This is a genomic window from Veillonella sp. CHU740 (assembly GCF_003992055.1).
Classification (GTDB): Bacteria; Bacillota; Negativicutes; order Veillonellales; family Veillonellaceae; genus F0422.
On record NZ_RQVD01000002.1, the window covers coordinates 153,341 to 176,192 of the forward strand.

At 39.8% G+C, this 22,852-nt stretch carries 17 protein-coding genes; 2 read left to right on the plus strand and 15 right to left on the minus strand.

The features are described from left to right. Positions 1 to 273 precede the first annotated feature (273 nt). The 15 genes from tyrS to EO115_RS02075 all read right to left on the minus strand — a co-directional run bounded on the left by tyrS (position 274) and on the right by EO115_RS02075 (position 20,932). Complete coding sequence (gene tyrS, locus EO115_RS02005) at positions 274 to 1,482, minus strand: tyrosine--tRNA ligase (RefSeq protein ID WP_126937316.1); 1,209 nt, start codon at positions 1,480 to 1,482, stop codon at positions 274 to 276. 9 nt (positions 1,483 to 1,491) lie between these two features. Then, positions 1,492 to 3,597, minus strand: coding sequence for a transglycosylase domain-containing protein (locus EO115_RS02010; RefSeq protein WP_126937317.1), 2,106 nt, complete (start codon positions 3,595 to 3,597; stop codon positions 1,492 to 1,494). A 152-nt stretch (positions 3,598 to 3,749) separates the two neighbouring features. Further along, positions 3,750 to 6,128: an endonuclease MutS2 gene (locus tag EO115_RS02015; RefSeq protein WP_126937318.1), complete on the minus strand. Its 2,379-nt coding sequence runs from the start codon at positions 6,126 to 6,128 to the stop codon at positions 3,750 to 3,752. Continuing rightward, positions 6,128 to 8,584, minus strand: a complete 2,457-nt coding sequence (locus tag EO115_RS02020) for a DUF3656 domain-containing protein (RefSeq protein WP_240628903.1) — start codon at positions 8,582 to 8,584, stop codon at positions 6,128 to 6,130. Before EO115_RS02020 ends, EO115_RS02015 begins: the two co-directional genes overlap by 1 nt. Positions 8,585 to 8,655: 71 nt before the next feature. Then, on the minus strand, positions 8,656 to 11,100 hold the full coding sequence (gene pheT / locus EO115_RS02025; protein WP_126937319.1) for a phenylalanine--tRNA ligase subunit beta: 2,445 nt from the start codon (positions 11,098 to 11,100) through the stop codon (positions 8,656 to 8,658). Between the two features lie 9 nt (positions 11,101 to 11,109). Continuing rightward, positions 11,110 to 12,132: a phenylalanine--tRNA ligase subunit alpha gene (pheS, locus tag EO115_RS02030; protein ID WP_126937320.1), complete on the minus strand. Its 1,023-nt coding sequence runs from the start codon at positions 12,130 to 12,132 to the stop codon at positions 11,110 to 11,112. A 17-nt stretch (positions 12,133 to 12,149) separates the two neighbouring features. Beyond that, entirely contained in the window at positions 12,150 to 12,602 is a 453-nt protein-coding gene (locus tag EO115_RS02035; RefSeq protein WP_126937321.1) for a PaaI family thioesterase, read from the minus strand. Between the two features lie 68 nt (positions 12,603 to 12,670). Next, entirely contained in the window at positions 12,671 to 14,659 is a 1,989-nt protein-coding gene (gene ligA / locus EO115_RS02040) for an NAD-dependent DNA ligase LigA (RefSeq protein ID WP_126937322.1), read from the minus strand. Between the two features lie 5 nt (positions 14,660 to 14,664). Further along, complete coding sequence (gene pcrA, locus EO115_RS02045; protein WP_126937323.1) at positions 14,665 to 16,854, minus strand: DNA helicase PcrA; 2,190 nt, start codon at positions 16,852 to 16,854, stop codon at positions 14,665 to 14,667. A 65-nt stretch (positions 16,855 to 16,919) separates the two neighbouring features. Then, complete coding sequence (locus tag EO115_RS02050; protein WP_126937324.1) at positions 16,920 to 18,206, minus strand: manganese-dependent inorganic pyrophosphatase; 1,287 nt, start codon at positions 18,204 to 18,206, stop codon at positions 16,920 to 16,922. Positions 18,207 to 18,335: 129 nt separating this feature from the next. Beyond that, positions 18,336 to 18,515 carry a 50S ribosomal protein L32 gene (rpmF, locus tag EO115_RS02055; protein ID WP_009354192.1) on the minus strand — a complete coding sequence of 60 codons (180 nt, stop codon included), beginning with the start codon at positions 18,513 to 18,515 and terminating at the stop codon, positions 18,336 to 18,338. A gap of 32 nt (positions 18,516 to 18,547) precedes the next feature. Next, positions 18,548 to 19,060 carry a DUF177 domain-containing protein gene (locus EO115_RS02060; protein ID WP_126937325.1) on the minus strand — a complete coding sequence of 171 codons (513 nt, stop codon included), beginning with the start codon at positions 19,058 to 19,060 and terminating at the stop codon, positions 18,548 to 18,550. 178 nt (positions 19,061 to 19,238) lie between these two features. Continuing rightward, positions 19,239 to 19,376, minus strand: a complete 138-nt coding sequence (locus EO115_RS02065; protein WP_126937326.1) for a rubredoxin — start codon at positions 19,374 to 19,376, stop codon at positions 19,239 to 19,241. Between the two features lie 189 nt (positions 19,377 to 19,565). After that, positions 19,566 to 20,339, minus strand: coding sequence for a YgcG family protein (locus EO115_RS02070; RefSeq protein ID WP_126937327.1), 774 nt, complete (start codon positions 20,337 to 20,339; stop codon positions 19,566 to 19,568). Between the two features lie 38 nt (positions 20,340 to 20,377). Next, the gene (locus tag EO115_RS02075; protein WP_126937328.1) at positions 20,378 to 20,932 is read right to left on the minus strand and encodes a LemA family protein; all 555 of its coding nucleotides are present in this window, start codon (positions 20,930 to 20,932) and stop codon (positions 20,378 to 20,380) included. Positions 20,933 to 21,236: 304 nt separating this feature from the next. Here EO115_RS02075 and EO115_RS02080 point away from each other — a divergent pair, with 304 nt between their 5' ends. Together EO115_RS02080 and EO115_RS02085 are read left to right on the plus strand one after the other, a co-directional pair. Then, entirely contained in the window at positions 21,237 to 22,175 is a 939-nt protein-coding gene (locus EO115_RS02080) for a nitronate monooxygenase (RefSeq protein WP_126937329.1), read from the plus strand. A 126-nt stretch (positions 22,176 to 22,301) separates the two neighbouring features. After that, a complete protein-coding gene (locus EO115_RS02085) occupies positions 22,302 to 22,850 on the plus strand; it encodes a gamma carbonic anhydrase family protein (RefSeq protein ID WP_126937330.1) in 549 nt (182 codons plus the stop codon). The last annotated feature ends 2 nt before the right edge of the window (positions 22,851 to 22,852 follow it).

Sequence of the window (22,852 nt, forward strand, 5' to 3'; positions counted from 1 at the left end):
CCATCAGAAATAGTACTCATAATTTAATTATATAGTACAACACATATAATAAATAGTCAAGCATTATTCGATGTATATGTGGTGCTCTAGCAACCCCAGAGGAACGCAGTTAGACGTAGTAGCCTTGTAGCGGTCACATACTGTCTAACTCACACAAAACAAGAAGAGCACCACATGTTCCTGAACAAACCTACCGTAGGATCAGTTTGAGAAGGAATATGTGGTGCTCTTCCCTTTGCACTATTTAGTTAAAACCGCCACAGGCTACATAGACTAACAAGAGACGATTTTGATGAACTTCCGCTTTCCAACTTGCAACACCATGCCGTCTTTCAACACAATATGTTCTTCGTTGCATTTTTCACCATCAATTTTAAATGCGCCAGCTTTAATGGATCGTCTAGCTTCTCCATTACTTGCTGTTAATCCTGCATCAGATAGTAATTGTGGCACAAAAACAGGCTCTTCTGTAATAGCCACTTTATATTCAGGAATATCTGTTGGCATCGCATGTTTTTGGAACACACGAACAAACTCTTCTTGACCAAAGTTAGCTGCTTCTTCACCATGGTACAAACGAACAATAGTATGAGCCAATTTCATTTTCACATCTCTTGGATGCGCTGTACCAGATTCTAGGTCCTTAGCCAATTGTTCTTGCTCTTCAATAGACATATCTGTAACAAGCATGAAATAACGCATCATCAGCTCATCTGGAATCGACATAGCTTTACCATACATCTCAGCGGGAGCCTCACTAATACCGATATAGTTGCCAAGGGATTTACTCATTTTTTGAACCCCATCAAGGCCCTCTAAGATCGGCATCGTAATAATCGTTTGCTCTGGCATTCCCTCTTCACCTTGTAAATGGCGACCCATTAACAAGTTGAAAGTTTGGTCAGTACCACCAAATTCTACATCAGCTTTCAAAGCGATGGAATCGTAACCTTGCATCAATGGATACATGAACTCATGAATGCTAATTGGTCGACCTTCTGTATATCGTTTGTGAAAGTCATCTCGTTCTAACATACGAGCTACGGTGTATTTAGAAGCTAATTTCAATACATCTGCAAAGTCTAATTTACTCAACCATTCGCTATTGAAACGAACTTCTGTTTTTTCAGGATCTAAGACTTTGAAGATTTGCTCTTGATATGTTTTCGCATTGGTAATGACTTGTTCTTCTGTCAATGGAGGACGTGTCACACTTTTACCAGTAGGGTCACCGATACGAGCTGTAAAGTCACCGATTAAGATAATGACTTTATGTCCAAAATCTTGAAATAATTTCAACTTACGCAATACTACCGTATGTCCTAAGTGAATATCTGGTGCCGTTGGGTCCAAACCTAATTTAATAATCAACGGCGTATTAGTTGCCACGGATTTTTCTAATTTCTTTTTAAATTCATCTTCTGGTAAAAGATCAGCCACCCCATGGGAAATGAGGCGAAACTGTTCTGCTGCACTAATCATACATATCTCCTATTCTGAACCTTTCGAGGATTTAGGTACTGTAGCTGGTTCTTTTGTAGGACCTGCTTGTTTTTTAGATCCTCCATCATCTGATGGTGATGGACTTTCATCATTACTTACCTCGTCTTTTTTATCCTTATCTTTATCTTTGTCATCTTTTTTGTCTTTATCGTCTTTTTTGTCTTTAGCTGGATTTACATTACCTGCATAGGCTTCTTGTCCAACACCATCTGGAACAGGGAAATTAGATGCTGGCGTATTCGCTAAGACAGATTGCATATACTCACGCCAGATAATCGCAGGCGTTTGACTACCTGTAATACCTCGTAAGTTCTCAGCACCGCTGTCATCACCAATCCATACTACAGTGACTAACTCAGGAGTGTATCCAGCGAACCAAGCGTCTTTTTCATCATCAGTTGTTCCCGTTTTACCGGCTGCTGGTCGACCAAAGTACGCTTTAGTACCTGTACCATGTTTTACAACAGACTCCAACATATTCGTCATCATATATGCATACTTAGCATCTATAACACGAGTTTCTTCTGGAGACCCTTCTTCTACGATAGCGCCGTTACGGTCAATGATTTTTGTAATGGATACAGGTTTAACTTTCACACCATTATTTGCAAATACACCATAAGCAACAGCCAAATCAATTGGTTTAACTCCATGTGTCATACCACCTAATGCAACCGCTAAATTATCTCGATCGCCTTCCTGGATAGTAGAAATACCCATTTTTTCTGCTAAATCTAGCACATTGGACATACCTACTTTATCGGCGGCCAATACAGCTACTACGTTATTAGAATGTGCTACCGCATTACGCATCGTCATGGCACCGTAGTGTTTACGTGAATAGTTTTGCGGTTTCCAACCATGGAACTCCGACGGTTTATCCACATACACAGTACCTGGATTATCGCCATGTTTTAAAGCTGCCAAATATACAAACGGTTTAAAGGATGAACCTGGTTGACGTACTGCCATAGTAGCACGGTTAAAGGAATCTGTTCCTCTACCACCCACCATGGCTACAATATGTCCATTATGAGGATTTATAGAAATCAATGCACCTTGAGGCTGATGTAATCCATTTTCATCAGTATAGTAATCAGGCAAGTTTTGCATAGCTTTCTCTGCAGCACTTTGTGCTTTTCTATCGATAGTCGTATAGATTTTCATACCTTCTTTATAGATGGCATCAGCTCCATATCGTTCAGATACTTCATTGATCACATAATCGATGAAATACCCTAAACCACCATGTTCAGATGTAGTTTCTGGTTTTTCTGCCAACTGTAAATCTGCTTGTTTTGCTTCTTCGGCTTGTGCAGGAGATAAGTAATCATATTTTACCATTTGTCCCAACACAACAGCCTGTCTATCTTTAGCTGCTTGTAAATTGGTAAATGGGGAGTAATAGTTTGGACTTTGTGGTAATCCTGCCAATACCGCCATTTGTGCTAATGAAAGATCCTGTACATCTTTACCAAAGTATACATGTGATGCAGTTTGTACACCATATGCACCTTGACCAAAATAAATTTGGTTCATATACATTTCTAAAATTTCTTGCTTCGTATATTTTTGTTCAATCCGCAATGCTAACAGTGCTTCCATCACTTTACGTTTGAATGTACGATCTTGCGTTAAGAAAGCATTACGAGCTAACTGTTGCGTAATAGTAGAGCCGCCTTCAGCTACACCATCATGAGCAAGATTTACCCACAAAGCACGCATGATACCAATTGGATCAATACCATGGTGACTATAAAAACGATTATCCTCTGTCGCAATAAATGCATTTTGAAGGTTCTTTGGCATATCTGCCAATTTCACTGGCAATCGATTTTCCGTGGAATGAACCGTCGTAATTAACTCCCCATCAGCATCATAAATTTGAGATGAAGCTGCTGGTTTTACATTACTCACATCTGGCAACGAAGACATAGTGGCTCCTAAAAAGCCACAACCTGCGCCTGCCACAATTAATATAAACAAGATAAAGAACATCCAAAAGGATCGTTTCCATGATGATTTTTTCTTTACCGGTTTCTTTTTCACAATCCGTCTCCGAGGAGGAACAGACGTTGATAAACTAGGACTCATATGTCACCTCTCTAAAGCTCATTATTTCCTATAGAACTCCCTTAATTATACTCTATTTGCATATTTTTGTACAAATCGAATTATATCCCTAGCATATCACTACAACTTAGAAAAACATGAACGTCATCAAACCAAACCTAACATAAGATTCGTTATTTCAACAGTACTGTAGTCGCACCTGCACCACCTTCATCTAAGCTTGCCACATCGTAATTACCAATACCAGGCAAAGTCCTTAAATATTCATGTACTCCAGCACGTAAGGCACCAGTTCCTTTACCATGTATAATACGAACAGAGTTCAACCCTGCCAAGATAGCTTGATCAATAAATCGACCTACTTCTATAACAGCTTCATCTACTGTTTTACCAATGATGTTTAACTCCGTTGACGCCTGTTGTTGGCGAACTACAGCCATCCCTGACCGTTTCCGTTGACGATTGGACATAGGTGCAGGATTTTTTTTACGCAATAAAGCACTAGCTTCCTCACGAGTGGCTGCTAATAAATCTTTTTCTTTCACAGTCACTGTCAGTCCATTCATATCCACTTGAATCCGTTTTCCTTGAATAGCCAATATAGTGCCTAACGATTGTAAGTTATCTAGGAACACAACATCTCCCACTTGTACCTTAGTCACATCTAAACGATCTCGTTTTTCTATCACACCTGTAGGAACAGCTACATTGGATACGCCTTTTCTTGCTTTAGAAATAGCATCTTGACGCTTTTGTTTATCCGTTTCATTGAAAGAACCTTTCAACTCTTTAATGATTTGTTCACTTTCAATACGAATTGAACGCTTCATATTTTGCGCTTCTTCGCGTGCTTTTTCTAAGATAACTTTTTTCTTATCTTGTAATGCTTTTTTATCTCGCATCACTTGGGTACGCATACGGCGAACTTCTTCTTGTTCTTTTTTCAAAGCTCGTTCTCGCTCTTGCGTTTTTCTCAGCTCTTGATTTAAGTCACGAAGCATATCTTCCATAGCACTGCGTCCATTCAGCTCCCACTGTTTACGGGCTAAGTCTACCACCTCTTGTGGTAACCCTAAACGTGCGGCAATGCTAAGTGCATGCGAACTACCTGCTACGCCAATATGTAAACGATATGTTGGACGCAAAGTTCTTTCATCAAACTCTACATGACCATTTTCGACACCTTCCGTTTGGTATGCATAAGTTTTCAACTCATTATAATGAGTGCTGACCATCATTAATGCGCCCTTTTTACGGAAGTATTCAATAATGGCAATCCCCAACGCACTTCCTTCTTCTGGATCTGTACCAGACCCCAACTCATCAAGAAGTACTAAATCATTAGGTCCTACTTTTTTTAGAATCCTAATGACCTGCGACATATGGGCAGAGAAGGTACTTAAGCTAGCTTCAATGCTTTGTTCATCTCCAATATCCGCATAAATATGGTGAAAGATTGGTAACGTAGACCCACTGTCCGCTGGAATACATAATCCACTTTGGTTCATCAATGCCAATAGCCCTAAAGTCTTTAAGGATACCGTTTTACCCCCAGTGTTGGAACCGGTAATCAGTAAAATACGATACTTTGTCCCCAAAGTGATGGTAGTAGGCACCACCACATTAGGAGCCAACATAGGATGACGAGCTTGTAGTAGGTTTACTTCTCGACCTTGGCTGATGGTGGCACGAACAGCTTTCATCCGTATAGCCAGCTCCGCCTTACCATACACAAATTCTACGTGAGATACACGCTTACATGCATCCAGTAATGTATCTGCATGAGCTCGTACAAGTTCTGTTAGTTCTTTGTAAATACGAAGTACTTCTTGTTCCTCTGCCAAGGTAGCTTCTTGCAATTCATTATTTAAATCTACCAACCGCATAGGCTCAATATATAAAGTGGCACCTGTCGCAGATCTATCATGGATAAGACCAGGAAATGCTCCTCGATATTCTTGTTTTACAGGAATGACGTAGCGATTATTACGCATAGTCACGATAGCTTCTTGAAAGTATTTTTGATTATCCTTATCTTGTAATATCCGCTGTAAATCATTTTTTATGGCATTCTTTGTGCGACTCATGGTCATACGCAACTGTTGTAGTTTCGGTGTAGCACTATCCAATAACACACCATAGGCATCGAAAGTCCGTTCAAAGCGTTTTGTCAACTTATCATGACTTGGTAAATCCTGTACCCACAAAGATAATAATGGATAGAGCAAATACTTTTCTTTAAAAAAACGATGCATCCGATTATATGCCAAGATAGTGGTATGCAAGTCCCAAAGCTCTTCTCGAGTCAAAATGATTTCTTTACGACTTTTTGAACAGGTAGTACGAATATCTTTCGTGCCACTGATAGGTTGCTCCACTTCTTGTTCTAAGGAGCGCATAGCTTCCACAGTTTCATCTAGAGCATCTTCAATTTTTTGACGGTTGTGCATAGGTTGCAAATTTAGTGCATATTCTTTAGCAATGGCAGATGAACACACATCAGCTAGCTTTTGTCGTATATGTTGAAAGTCTAAGACTTGTTCACTATTCATTATGATTCCCCTAAAATTCCTTTAAAAAAGTGTCCCCGTGTGATATGAGTAGCTCCTTCTTTGCTCGGTGCTTTTACAGCCCCCTCTAGTAATTGATGATACATACTCACCTCTTTATCAATCCATTTAGGACCTCGTTGCCTTCCATCAATGACCAACCGTTGTAACCCAGAACGGCGTAAGTCGTCGATATAGCTTTTCATATCTAGCTCTCGGCTATTCATAATATGGGTACGACAGAATGGATCTGTATAGATAGGGAATATCTCACCTTTTCTATCTTGTAAGGAATACTCTTTTTTCGTGCATACTAAAGGGCATCCCCGTTTATAGCCTGTACCTGCAAAACTGCTGATAGGACAATACTCTGAAATCATCAGCTCCACACGACCTTGTACAATAGCACCAATGGGCATAATTCCTTTACTGGCCATCGTATTCATTTGATATAATGTCGCTTCTAAGGACACATTGACAGTACTAAATCCTAAATCATTCAATATTCCTAAGGTTTGAGAATTGAAAGTTTGCAAACCTGTATCACCTTCCACCACACCGGTATATCCCAGTTGATGCAACACTTCCAAAGCCCCTAGGAAATGTACTCGAATTCCATCTGGATTGGCTTGTACCATATGGGATACCATATCTCTGAAAGCGGTACTTTCATTATCCTTAATCACCCTTGGGGTACTAAATACAATTTCTTTGTTAGCCTCACGGCACATTTGTACAGCTTCTTGATATACAGAATCTGCCACTGGGATTCTGTGTAATGGGTCGCCAAACACAATACGGTCTACTGGTGTCTTGACTGCCTGCTGCAGGCCTTCTAAGGAATCCACTAAGATTTCTAATTGTTTTGTATTAGATTCTAGGATATCCGCCTGTGTAAATCCTAACACCTGTCCTACAGTTTTTGTCATATCACCCAATAGTTCCATCCCATTTGGCAAATTCTCTTTACGAGCTTCCCAGGACTCGACGTATTGACCGATAAGTAATTCCTCCATAGCATCTACAGCACTTCTTCGAAGGCTATTCAAGACACTGCTAGGCCACATATAAGGCCCCTCTGGAACTGTTACATGGTCTAAATCAAATAGCGTATTCCCTAAACGACCTAATTGCTCCGTAATTTTCTCCACAGAGGTAGGTTTGTTATTAGCAATTTGTAATACATATTCATCAGTGACAGTTACGGTTTGACCAGACTCTAACATCATCGTCAATGACACTGTACTTCCTTCTTCACCATGTAAGAACATATAGGATTTGTATTTACGAGTAAAATCTTTTAACCCCCGTTGTTTGGTGTATCCACCTTGGCTAGCACGATAGACCTTGCCTGCACTAACAGCTTCTGTAAGTGGAATCCGACATATATCACGATCAAAAGTCATATCCGCCGTCACCGTAATATAGTGCACATCTCCCGTATGGGCGATGACTTTCAGCAAGTCGCCTTCTGCTACAGCCTCATTAGTGCACAAGACCAGCATACGTCCTTTAACCTGCCCTTCCCCAAGGTATTTCCCTAAATGGTTAGGCGCACTGATGGTCATCATAGACTTGGAACCATTATTTTCTAAGTAGGCTGTAGAGAAACCACGATTAAATCCCTCTTCTAAACGAGCGAAATCTTCCTGTGTCGCCTGTCCCGCACGATCAATTATGGTCCGATACGTGCCGATGACTTCATGCACATAGCTTACCTTTTTCATACGACCTTCTACTTTAAATGAAGCCACACCTGCTTCTATAAGTTCTTTCATATAGGCACTATAGTTCAAATCCTTAGGGCTCATAATATAAGTTTCTTTGTCGTGTGTAATTTGCTCACCATCTAAAGTAACCAATTGGTATGGCAAGCGACATGGTTGGGCACAAGATCCACGGTTGCCACTACGACCACCGATAAAACTACTCATCAAACATTGTCCTGAATAAGATATACAAAGGGCCCCATGAATAAATACTTCTATTTCAGCCTTTGCATGTGCACAAATATGACGAATCTCATCTAAGCTCAGTTCCCTAGATAGAACCACTCTTGTAAATCCTAAGCGTTCTAGAAATTGTACGGTCTCTAAATTGGTAGCTGTCATTTGGGTACTTCCATGAAGTTCTAGAGAAGGTGCTACTTGACGAGCAATTCTTGCCACACCCAAATCTTGTACAATAATGCCGTCTACACCAATGCGTTCTAACTCACGTAGATGATCTGCTAAAGCTTTGCTTTCACGGTCACCTACTAGAATATTTACGGTTACATAAATACCCACTTGTAATATATGGGCTAGGCGCAGAGCTTCTCGCAACTCATCGTACTCAAAATTTCCCGCATGAGATCTCGCATTGAATACCTTGCCGCCTAGATAAATGGCATCAGCCCCTGCTTCAAGGGCTGCCATGAAGTTTTCCATTGTCCCTGCTGGGGCTAATAATTCCATCATAACTCCTTAATACTAAATCGGTCACCCCTGAAAGAGATGACCGATTCTATACATCCCGTAGGATTTACATGTTATCGTAATGTACAACCTTTATCAGCTAATGTTGCTAAAATCGCTTGGATTCTATCTTCAAAATCAGCATCTACCAATGTTCCTTCATGAGAACGGAAAGATAACGTATACGCTAAACTACGATATCCTTCTTGAATATGTTCTCCTTCATATACGTCAAAGATACGAACATCTTCTAAATACTGGCCGCCTTCTTGCTCCATGACAGTCAAAATTTCACCAGCTTGTACCGTTTTTGGTGCCACAATCGCTAAGTCACGACTTGTACCAGGGAATTTAGAAATACCTGTGAAAGAAATACCTTTACGGTTTACTTGTAACAATGCTTCTAAATCCATTTCGAACAAGTACGCTTTACCATTGATATCATAATGGCTTGCAACTTGTGGATGCAATTCACCAAAACGTACGATTTCTACACCATCTACAGTGATACTAGCACTCACACCTGGATGTAAATAATGTTCTTGGCTGCGGCTGATTTCATACTCTTCAACACCAAGATTTGCTAATACAGATTCAATAATACCTTTTAGATCATAGAAGTCTACATTTCTAGCTGCTACATTCCATTCTTGGCGATCCCATTTGCCGAGGATAACCCCTGCTGCCATCATGCGTTCTTTTGGTAATTCAGTAAGTGGCAACGCATTAGGTTCGTATACAGCAGCCACTTCAAAGACAGCTAAGTCTAAATTCTTTTGTGCTACATTGCGTTTTGCTGTTTCTAATACGCTAGGCACCAAAGTAGTACGCATTACAGGGAATTCCTCTGAAATTGGGTTCAGAATAGGAATCGCTTGATGTCTCCTATCTGTTTCAGGAATCAACAAATCTTGCAAACTATCTTTATGCATGAAACTGAAAGTAATAATTTCATCTAAACCAGATTCAGCCAACGCATGTTTCACATCATGCACTAACGCATGCATAGGGGATACTGTACCCGTTTGGATTCGTGCCAATGGCGTAGTAGGTGCAATATTATCATAATTATGAATACGCGCTACTTCTTCCGCAATATCTGGCATGCCTGTTACATCATCACGCCAAGATGGAATAGTAGCCACTAATGTCTCACCATCAACTTTCACACCGAAGGATAAGGTTGTTAAAATGCTAACCATCTCTTCTTCTGCAATATTCGTACCCAAATACGCATTCACAGCTTCACTCGTGAAAGACACTGTACGCACTTCTTTCACAGTTGGATATACATCGATTACACCTTTTGCTACGGTAGCACCTGGTGTAATATCCAATAACAATTGTGCTGCTCGATCTAATGCCAATGGTGTCACTTCGCTATTCACACCACGTTCAAAACGGCCAGATGCTTCAGAGCGTAAACCTAATGCACGAGAGGTACGACGAATGGATGCTCCATTAAAGACAGCAGCTTCCAATACAACCGTTGTTGTTTCATTGGATACTTCGCTATCAGCCCCACCCATCACACCAGCTACCCCTACAGGACGGTCAGCATCAGCGATAACAAGCATAGTATCTGCTAATGTGCGATCATTGCTGTCTAAGGTTTGAATTACTTCTCCCTCTGTAGCTTTACGAGCCACTAAACTATGTCCATGAAGATGATCATAGTCGTAAGCATGCATTGGTTGACCTAATTCTAACATCACATAATTCGTTACGTCCACCACATTATTGATAGGACGAATACCGCAATTACGCAAACGATTTTGTAGCCATAATGGAGATTTTTGAACTGTTACGTTTTCAATCAAACGCCCCATGAAACGAGAGCATAACTCTGTATCAGCAATAGAAATATTCAAACGACCTTCAATGGATAGTCCCTCTTCTGGTACTGTCACAGCTGGGAATATAGCCTCTGTTTTATCTAATACTGCGAATTCACGACTTAAACCAACCATGGAAAAACAATCTGCACGGTTTGGCGTCAACTCAAATTCATAGACCACATCAGTAAGACCTAGTACTTCTTTTACATCTTGTCCAATAGCTGTACCTTCAGGGAAGATATAAATACCAGTAGCTTCTTCTGGCAATACTACATCTGTGGATAAGCCGAACTCAGCCACAGAACAGAACATGCCTTCTGATGTTTGTCCACGAAGTTTGCCTTTTTTAATTTCTGTACCATCTGCCAAACGAGATTTATGATACGCCACAGGGACAATCTGTCCTACTGCTACATTCGTAGCGGCTGTTACGATTTGTTTCGTAACTGGCTCCCCTTCTTCGGTTAAGCATTCTACTTGGCATACTTGCAATTTATCTGCATCAGGATGTTTCGTAATTTCTACGATTTTTCCTGTATAGATTTTTTTTATACCTGTATCACAGTTAATGACTTCCTCTACAGGAATACCCGCTTGTGTTAAGGTATCTGCAAACTCTTGAGGATTCTCGCCAATATTCACAGATACATAGTCTTTCATCCATTGTAAACTAGCTTTCACGATAACCTCCTAGAATTGCGTTAAGAAACGTTTATCATTTTCATAGAATAAACGTAAATCATTAATACCATATTTCAACATTGCAATACGTTCTACACCCATACCGAAGGCAAACCCTTGCACTTCATTAGGATCATAGCCATTTAATTTCAACACATTTGGATGTACCATACCGCAACCAAGAATTTCTAACCAACCTGTGTGAGAACATACACGGCATCCTTCACCATGGCACATGCAACAAGAAATATCTACTTCTGCACTTGGTTCTGTGAATGGGAAGAAGCTTGTACGGAAACGAACCGCAGTATCTTCACCAAACATTTTTTTCAAGAACAATTCCAATGTTCCTTTCAAATCAGAGAAGGTAATATTCTTGTCTATGACAAGACCCTCTACTTGATGGAATACTGGAGAATGTGTGGCATCATAGTCCCAACGATATACTTTTCCCGGTGCAATCATGCGGATAGGTGCATTTTTTTCGCTGCGTTGTAATGTTCTAGCTTGTACTGGAGATGTATGCGTACGAAGTAATACGGAATCTGTAATATAGAAAGAATCCTGCATATCACGAGCTGGATGATCGGCAGCTAAATTCAAGCATTCAAAGTTAAAATAGTCTGACTCAATTTCAGGGCCTTCTTCTACAGCATAGCCCATAGACACAAAGAATTGTTCAATTTCTTCGTTGATTAGTGTTAACGGGTGCAAATGACCTTTGCGAACAGGACGACCAGGTAATGTAATATCAATGGTTTCTTGTTCTAATTTAGCTGCAAGTACAGCAGCTTCCATTTGTTGTTGTACACTGTCTAATGCCGCTTCCAATGCGACACGAACTGTATTCACCAAGGCTCCCATAGCAGGACGCTCTTCTGGAGATAGTTTACCTAAGCCTTTCAACAAGGATGTAACTTCCCCTTTTTTACCTAAATAGGTAACGCGAATATCTTGTAGTTCCTGCAAGTTCGCAGCCCCTTGAATTTGGGCAATTGCTTTCTCTTGCAATGCTTGCAATTGTTCTTTCATTGATTCCTATCCTCCAACTATTCTTCATCTAATAACGACCATGGTAATTCTGGTAATACCAAATCGTCAAGAACCATAAAGGTTCCACTTCCCATATAGACAAGTTCTCCCATGTCGTTATACAAACGACAAGATGTAACCATCGTACTTTGTCCTTTGTGCTCCACATTGGATACACCGCGAATTCTTGCATTGTTAGGCAATGATTTCACAAAGTTACCATTGATTTGTACCGTTGTCACTTGCTTTCCTAAGGTAATACAAGCCAATCCCATGAGGTAATCTGATAAACTCAAATGTACCCCACCATACACATCGCCTCGTGGATTACTATGTAATTGTTCTTCACTGTGAAAGTCTAGTTCCACATGTCCAGGAGATACATTCTTAAGTGTTACATGATGCAACACTTCAAAAGGATGTGAACTTGTATGGTCTTGGAAGTATTCCAGTAATGTCTTATGTTCCATATTTGTAACCTCTCTAAGCTTATCTCTTTATTATAGAGGATATACTACCTCATTATCAATAGATAGACCTAGAAATCCTTGATTAAATTCAACAAGCCTTCCTCATCCATCACTGGGATGCCTAATTGTTCTGCCTTAGTTAATTTACTACCTGCATCTTCACCAGCAATCACTAAGGTTGTCTTTTTGCTGACAGAGCCTGTTACCTTCGCTCCATGAGCTTCTAGGATTGCCCCTGCTTCAGTACGTCCCATGGAATTGAGCTTACCAGTCAATACAATAATTTGTCCTTCTAATTCATTTCCAGCTGCTTCTTGTACTTCCTCTTCTAATCGTACACCAGCACTACGCAATCCTTCTACCAATCGTCTATTACGATCATCACCGAAGTATTCTACTAGACTTTTTGCCATGGTAGGGCCGATTTCATCAATGCTAGTCAACTCATCTATGGTGGCATTCATTAAACTATCAATGGAAGTAAAGTATTTCGCAATGGTTTGCCCTGCTTTAGCACCAATTAAACGTATACCTAGTCCAAATAAAACTCGACCTAAGCCACGTTGTTTAGAATCGTCAATCGCTTTTAGTAAGTTTTGCGCCGACTTTTTACCCATTCGCTCTAAGGATGTAATATCCTCTTCTTTCAAATGATACAAGTCCACTACCGTTTTAATACGATGGTTGGTTACTAAGGCTTCTACAATACTTGGTCCTAATCCATCAATATTCATGGCATCACGAGAAGCGAAGTGAATGATCCCTTCCTTCTCTACTGCAGGGCAATGTTCATTACTACAATAGATCGCCACTTCCCCGTCACGACGTACCGTAGGAGATTCACATACCGGGCAAGCATTGGGCATTTCGTAAGGTACAGAATCCGATTTTCGTTTATCTACCACCACAGAAATGACCTCTGGAATGATTTCTGCGGCTTTATGAATACGCACTGTGTCACCAATGCGAATGTCTTTTTCTTTAATAAAGTCTTCATTGTGCAAAGTAGCCCGTGATACATTCGTGCCAGATACGAAGACAGATTCCAATTCTGCAGTTGGCGTGAGCACTCCTGTACGTCCTACATTGATTGTAATGTCCTTCACAATCGTTTCCACTTCTTCTGGTGGGTATTTGAATGCGGTCGCCCATTTGGGATCCTTCGCTGTGGTCCCCAATGTCTCTTGGTCTTCAAAATCATTGACTTTAATCACCATGCCATCTGTATCATAGGGCAAGCTATGACGCTCTGTATCCCAATACTGTATATGGTCCACAACCTCTATAATAGAATTACATAACTTATAATGAGGATTTACATGAAATTTGAAAGCTTCTAATTGCTGAAGCAATTCGTATTGTGTATGTATATTAGATCCTTCTGAAGATCCTATAGCATAGGCAAAAAAATCTAAATTTCGGCTTGCCGTAATGGCTGGATCTTGTTGACGTAACGAACCTGCTGCCGCATTGCGTGGATTGACAAACGTCTGCAAACCAGCTTCTTCTCGTTCTTCATTGATCCGTTTGAACTCCTTGTGCGGCATATAAGCTTCTCCACGAATTTCAATGAAAGGAGGTGCATTTTCAATGACTAATGGAATAGACTGGATAGTTTTTACATTGGCTGTTACATCTTCCCCTACACGACCATCACCACGTGTGACAGCTCGCACAAAGAGACCATTTTCATAATGTAAGTTAACCGCTAAGCCATCAATCTTCAATTCCACCACATATTGCGGAGCATGACCTAGCTCCTTTTCACAGCGCACCCCAAATTGTTCTACTTCAGCATCATTGAATACATTACTTAAACTGAGCATGCGTTGTCCATGCACTACTTTTTCAAAGTTACCTTCTACTTTTGCCCCTATTCGTTGTGTAGGAGACGTAGGTACAATATATTCTGGATGAGCTGTTTCTAAATCTACTAATTTTCGATATAACACATCATAGTCATAATCTGAAATGATAGGCGCATCTTTTACATAGTACAAATAGGCATGATGAGCTAATTCTCTTTGCAATTGTTGAATTTCTTCTTGAATCTTCATTATATTTATTTCCTTACTTTTTGTATCGGTGCAAATTTAGCCATAATTTGACGCAACCCTTGTGTAGGGAACTCAATTTTTAATTTTACATTAGCACCTTCACCAACTACATCAACCACTGTACCTTCGCCCCATTTCGTATGCAGAGCTGTATCACCTACAGCCCAGTCAACAACTTGTGGATTCCGAATGATCGGTTTTGTGACAGGACGGTTCGCCACCGACTGATGAAATGGCACATTGCGTTGCAATTCTTCTTTTACCGTACGTTTAGGACGTAGTTCTTCTACCAATTCCTGAGGAATCTCTTTCAAAAATCGAGATGGTAAATAACTCATCGTTTTACCAAATACCGTACGAGAAGCAGCATTCGATACATATAGTTCTTCTTCTGCCCTTGTAATCCCTACATAGGCAATACGACGCTCTTCTTCCACTTCCTCAGGGTTCATTAAGGTCCTGCTATGAGGGAATAACCCTTCTTCTAAGCCAGCTAGAAATACCACTGGAAATTCAAGACCTTTTGCGGCATGTAATGTCATCAAGGTCACTTTAGATTCTTCTTGTTCAAAGGAATCTACGTCATTCACCAATGCTACTTGCTCTAAGAAATCTTGCAATGTGCCTTCAGGATTGGTATCCATAAATTCCTTTGCCACAGACACTAACTCACCGATATTTTCTAACCGAGCTTGATCCTGTGGATCCGTACTATTTTCTAGCTCCACTACATAACCAGTTCTATCTAAAATAGCTTCAATAATACCTTGTACAGAAAGCTCTGTAGCTTCATTCACAAGGGTAAAAATTAGGCCCATAAAATCTTCTAACTTTTCTTTTGTTTTCCCTTTAATAGTAGATATTTGATCCAATTGGCTTAAGGCTAGAAACATAGAACTATTGGTAGAACGTGCAAAATCTTGTAATTTACCAACAGTAGTTAATCCAATACTGCGTTTTGGCACATTAATAATACGTTGTAAACAAATATCATCAAAAGGGTTCATCAAAATTCGTAGATAGGCTAAGATATCTTTGATTTCTTTACGATCATAGAACTTTGTCCCTCCCACCATAGTATAAGGAATTCCCCGTTTAATCATAGATTCCTCTAGTACACGAGATTGCGCATTTGTACGGTACAGAATCGCCATATCTCCATAGCTTCGATTATGAATCTCTTTTTTCTTTTTAATAGTATCCCCTATGAAAGCCCCTTCTTCTTGTTCCGACTGTGCTTCAAAATGACGGATTTTGGCACCTTCTGCTTTATCTGTCCACAATACTTTTTCAGGACGCCCCTCGTTGTAATCAATGACAGCATTAGCAGCCTCTAAAATTGTTTTTGTAGACCGATAGTTTTGCTCTAATTTAATAAGTTTTGCTTTAGGATAATCTTTTTCAAAATCTAAGATATTTTGAATATCCGCCCCACGCCACGCATAAATACTTTGATCCACATCCCCTACGACACATAGATTATGCCATTTAGAGGCTAGTAAAGATGCCAATGTGTATTGAGCATGGTTTGTATCTTGATATTCATCAATCATTATGTATCGGAATCGATGACTATACTTTTCTAATACAGTAGGATTTTCTTGCAATAATTTAACGGCCACTAATAATAAGTCATCAAAATCTAAGGCATTGTTTTTACGCAATTCTGCTTCATAATAATCGTACACTTTAGACACTTGTTGCGTATAAAAGTCACGAGCATTACGTCTGAAATCCTTAGCTAACTGCAATCTGTTTTTTGCATCACTAATCTGCGCCTGCATCGCTCCTACAGGATAATATTTATCATCTAAATTTAATGCCTTTATAGCTTGTTTGATAACAGTCTGTGAATCACCAGAATCATAAATAGAAAAATTTTTACTATATCCCATAAAGGAATCTAATTCAAAACGTAAGAATTTAGCGCAGAAAGAATGGAATGTGCTGAGCCAAATACGATGTGCCGTATCACCAACCAAACCTTCTACACGTTCCTTCATTTCTTTTGCTGCTTTATTGGTAAAGGTGATGGCTAAAATTTCATAGGGGCTTACCCCTTGTGTCAACAAATAGGCGATACGATATGTTAACACTCGTGTTTTTCCTGACCCAGCACCAGCCAATATAAGTAGAGGCCCTTCTGTAGCATATACAGCCTCTTGTTGCTCTTTATTTAAACCGTCAAATATCATAATACCTCTCTTGCATAGAACAAGGGTGCGCTGAGTTTATACTCCAACGCACCCCCTAGTATCAATTAGCCTTTCATAGCACCTACGATAGGTGGTACTACTTGTTTTTTACGGGATAATGTATGTTCTAAATATACTTCATTGTCCACAGGTTGTGCATTAAATGCAGCTGCTACCACATCATTCGCATCACCAACAAATATTAAATTAGTAGCTTCTGTTAAAATGTTTGTAATCATTAAGTAAGAAGCACTATAATTATTAGCACTGCGCAATTCTTCCATCGCTTTTAACAAGCAGCCTTTGCGACCTAAAATATCTGTCGTATCCATCACTTGGATTTGTCCAATACTGATGATTTTACCATTTGCTTCAAACTCTTTTAAATCTGTACGAACAATTTTTTCATCAGAATAGTCGGACACATCAGATCCAGCTTTTAATAATTCCATGCCATACTCTTCTAAGTTAACACCAGCAATGTCTGCTAATTTTCTTGCAGTTTCTTTATCTTTTTCGGTACAAGTAGGAGAACGGAACAATACTGTATCAGAAATGATAGCAGATAACATCAACCCTGCAATATTTTTAGGAATCTCTTGACCATATTGCCAGTATAAATTAGCAAGAATCGTGCAAGTACATCCTACAGTTTCATAATGAATGAAAATAGGATTGTCTGTCACTAAACCACCGATACGATGATGATCGATATTTTCGATTAATTCTGCTTCTTCAATATCATCGATAATTTGTACTTTTTCATTGTGGTCTACCAACACTACTTTAGTTTTTTGTTTTGGCGCTTCCACATTAGAGCGAATGATACCTAAGTATGTACCATTGTCTACTACTGGATAGCCACCGATATGGGAGTTAGCTTTGAAGTCACGCAATTTAATTTCTTTACTAATTACTTGGCAAGAAGTTTTTGTGCAAATTTCACTAGCTGTTACACCAGAATTACCACCCATAGCTGCTTCTAAAGCATCAATCAAACGTTGTGCTGTAATCGTACCTACGTAGGAATTACCATTCTCCACCACTGGAATACGATTCATTTCATATTGTTTACGCCATGCTAATACATCTTGTAAAGACGCTTTTGCATCTACCGCTGGAATAGTTTCTACTACATCTTCTACTGTAACTGCAAAAGATGTAACAATCTCAGGATGTTCAAATCCAAAGTATTGTAATGCAAAGGATGTTTCTTTATTAGCTTGGCCTGCACAAATTGGTTGTGCTGGAATACCCATTTGATTTTTTAAGTTTGCATAAGAAATAGCAGAACAAATAGAGTCTGTATCAGGGCTCTTATGTCCTGTCACTAAAATTGTATCTCTTAACATAGTGTCACCTCATATAATCTTCACTTGAGTTATTTATTATGTTCTTACATTATACCATAAACGCTTAGAAAATGCATACAAAAAAGGCCTTGCAAACTTCTGTTTACAAGACCTCTTCATTCGTTTCTATTATGCATTTTTAGAAACTACTTGTTCTCCTTTGTAAGAACCACATGTTGGGCAAACGCGATGCGGCATCATTGGTTCGTGACATTGTGGACAAGCTACATAACCAGGTACTTCTAATTTCCAGTTAGCACGACGACGATCGCGACGGCATTTGGAAAGTCTACGCTTTGGTACTGCCATTATCTGCACCTCCTTAACATAATCACTAGGTATTAATCATCATTTTCTTCCTTCAGCAATGTTCTTAGCACTGCTAATCGAGGATCTACCACAAAGGATTCACAAGAGCATGGTGAAACATTTTGATTTGCTCCGCAATGAACACACAATCCTTTGCAATCATCCTGACATAACACTTGAGAGGGCTCATTGATGATTAATGTTTCCCGAATGGTCTCCGTTAGATCAATTTCTTCCCCATCGAAAGAAATCACATCATCGTCTCCATAGGTGGAATGTGAAACACCAAAAGTCTCTTCAAATGGAACAGTATGGGTATAATTAGTATCGGTTAAGCATCTTGAGCACTCATAATGTCCATTTGTCGTAATCGTGCCATTCACCACATAATGTTGACCATCGTAACGAAGCTCACCACTAATGGTTATATCATGACGGCTCCAAGGAAAAGCAGATACGTCACCAAGATCATCCCCTGATGTCGTACATAGAAAAGGGACTATACGTCCAATCTGTTCTTTTGCTTGCTCTACTTGCAGTTTCATAATTTTACCTCGACTATACTATTATAGCTACCTATACTATCTTTGTCAAATACTAGCACTATATGTTGTTGATTTTCCTAAAAACTCATACAAGACTTAGCGCTGGCTTGTCATGTGAAAAAGAGCTCCCCTACTGGAGAGCCCTTATGTATGTGGATTAATTTACCAAATAAATTAATTACATTTCTTCGAATTGGTCTTTACCAACCCCACAAACTGGGCAAAGGTAATCAGCTGGTTGATCTTCGAATTTAACGCCTTCAACAGCTTCGTCATAAATCCAACCGCATACTACGCAAACGTATTTTTTATCCATCGTGTGCACCACCTTTCGTACTAACTAGTTATCTCAGATACTTCATCTGTAAACAGTATACCACCACAATCGAAAACTTTCAATATATCATCAATCTTTTTCTATGTTATTTTTGTATACCTATTTGCAAACTACGCATAGCAACTGTTTAGTACAACATATTGAATACCCTCAACGAATGCATACATATCACCAACGTCGACTGGCTCCACCGCCTCCTGAAGAGCCACCGCCGAATCCTCCGAACCCGCCGCCTCCTGAACGTCCTGAATTACCTCTACCTCGTCCAGAAGCAAGTATCCACAGCAAAGATTGTGTCAAGGTTCCTCCCAAGAATGCAAAATCAACAATGACCAATAAGAATATGCCCACACCTATCAATAGGAGCTCAAAAGTTGTCAACGGTGCACTCTCTGTACCTGTATCAGTTTGACTTCCATCAATGGATACACCATATTCCTTGGCAGCCTCACCTACCAGTACTCGATAAGTAGCGACTATACCTTGACCTATGTGCCCCTTTTTAAACGCTGGGCTCGCATACTCGTCTAATATTTGGCCTGCCTTAGCATCATTGATAGCGCCTTCTAGCCCATAGCCAACTTCAATACGCATTTGTCTATCTTTCAAGGCTACTAAGAACAAAATACCATTATTAGCTTCTTTTTGACCTATCCCCCAGGAACGGAATACTCGATTCGCATAGTCTGTTACATCTTCACCATCCAGTGTAGGGACAACTAACACAGCTATTTGGGCTTTAGTCTTTTTCTCTAGTTCCAAGCCCATTTGATTCATAGTCTGAATTTCTTCTTTGCTTAGACTCTGTGTTTGATCTAATACATACCCATTTTTAGGTGGATGTGGCACATCTAAGGCAAAGACAGAGACACTAGCAACAAGCATCCATATAGTTATTAATACACGGCCAATACTGACAGCCCATGTCCATCGTTTTGTCATTCTACCTCCCTAATAAGATAGCCAATCTATATACAGAATTAAAACTGTACTTTAGGCGCACTTTGTGCATTTTGATCAGCTTCAAAGTATGGTTTTACTTGAAATCCCATAGAGCCAGCAATTAATGATGCTGGTAGTGTGCGAATCTTTAAATTATAAGCTTGTACACTACCATTATAATCTTTACGAGCCACGGCAATACGATTTTCTGTACCCGCCAATTCATCTTGTAATGCTCTAAAATTTGCATCTGCTTTTAAGTTTGGATAGTTTTCTACTACAACTAGTAAACGACTCAAAGCACTACTTAACTCTTGATTTGCTTTTGCCGTTTCTTCCACCGTCTTCGCACCACCTAGTTTAGCTCGTGCATCTGCTACTGCTTGGATACTATCCTTTTCATGCGATGCATAACCTTTTACAGTGTTTACCAAATTCGGAATTAAATCAGAGCGTCGTTGCAATTGTGTTTGCACCTGTGCCCACTGACCATTCACCTGTTCTTCCGTTTGTACCAATCCATTATAAGAACTAAAAATCCAAATTAAGATAACACCTAAAATACCTAAACCAATTATCCAAGACTTTTTCATAAGCCCTCCTTTTCATGTCCACGCATATAATAAGCTGCTACTCCTTGTTAGCACATTGTATCATATACGCGTCTACTTCCTAATCATTAACTAGTCGATATTATAATCACTTCACGCACCACTCCCCATAGAAAAGTAAACCACCATGTGTATGGAGTGCAGTACATAGAATTCTCTTATATTATACATCGTTTTATACATCTTTTATAGTAACTATATTTTTTCATTCTATTAAGATATAATGAAAGCATGTTGAAATTCCCTGTGATTTCTATTACAGAAGCCACTCTATATAGGAGGTACTATGAAAACTAGCTTAACAGAATTATTAGGTATTCAATACCCTATTATCCAAGGCGCTATGGCTTGGACTTCAGAACATACATTAGCAGCTGCCGTTGCCAATGCAGGCGCAACTGGCGTCATCGCTACAGGTGGTCGTGACACAGAATGGGTTCGCCAAGAAATTCGTCAATGCAAAGCCTTAACGGATAAGCCATTTGGTGTAAACCTAATGTTGATGGCACCAAACTTAGATGATATCTTAGCTGTCATAGTAGAAGAAAAACCTGCATTCGTAACCTTAGGGGCCGGCAATCCAGTTCCTTTCATTGAACCATTACATGCAGCAGGCATTAAGGTTATCCCTGTTGTTCCAAATGTAAAACTAGCAAAACGGGTTGCTGCTGCAGGAGCCGATGCAATTATCATCGAAGGTCAAGAAGCTGGTGGTCACATCGGCACACAAACAACAATGGCCCTACTAGAAAATGTAATCCCAGAAGTAGATATCCCTGTCATAATCGCAGGTGGTATTGTTGATGGTCGTGGGTTTGCTGCGGGTCTTACTATGGGAGCTGCTGGCGTGCAAATGGGATCTCGCTTTATCTTAGCGAAAGAATGTAAAATGCATCAAAACTGTAAAGATGCTATCATTAATGCGACGGATACTGATTCTACAGTAACAGGATTGACTTTCAATCATGGTGTGCGAGGATTAAAAAGTGAATTTACAGCTCGTTATTTAGAAGCTGAATATAGTTGTGCTCCTAAAAGTGAGTTAACGGCTATGGCCATTGGTACAAACAAAAAAGCTGCCGTGGATGGCGATATAGTAGACGGTGTTGTGCAAGTAGGCCAAGGCTTAAATCGATTAACTGCCATTGAACCTGCTAAAACAATTGTAGAATCCGTTGTTACTGAAGCGAAAGAAGCGATTAAAAAAGCACAACAATTTATCTAAACTTTTACAACTAATGACTAGTACAATACTGTCTAATATATGCACTACATCCTCTTGGCGAATGATCAAAGCCAAGGGGATTCTCATACAGTACTAACTTCACACAGCATTATATAGGAGGATAACATGTTACCATTTAAAGGAAAATATCCAAAATTAGACCCAAAAAGTCATGCTATGCCAGGTGCTGAACTAGCTGGCGATGTTGAATTAAAAGAATATGCCTCTGTATGGCAAAATGTATCGGCTCGCGGAGATGTCAATAAAATTGTTGTCGGTCGTTACTCTAATGTACAAGACAACTCTGTACTCCATGTAGATGATGACCATGCTTGTATCCTTGGCGACTTTGTTACCATCGGCCACAGTGCCATCATCCACGCTTCCACATTAGAAGACCACGTATTAGTAGGCATGGGAGCTATTGTTCTTAGCCGTTGTCACATTGGCCGTGGCTCTATCATAGGTGCTGGTGCCCTTGTATTAGAAGGTACAGAAATCCCTCCACACTCTCTAGTAGTGGGTAGTCCTGCTAAAGTCATTCGTACCGATGAGAAAATGATAGAAAAAATCCACAACCAAGCTATCAAATATAAAACATTGTGGACAAAAGAATATGGATTTTTACCTGATGCTGATGGCGAAGTATGGGATCCTAGCCAAACCATTGTTTAATA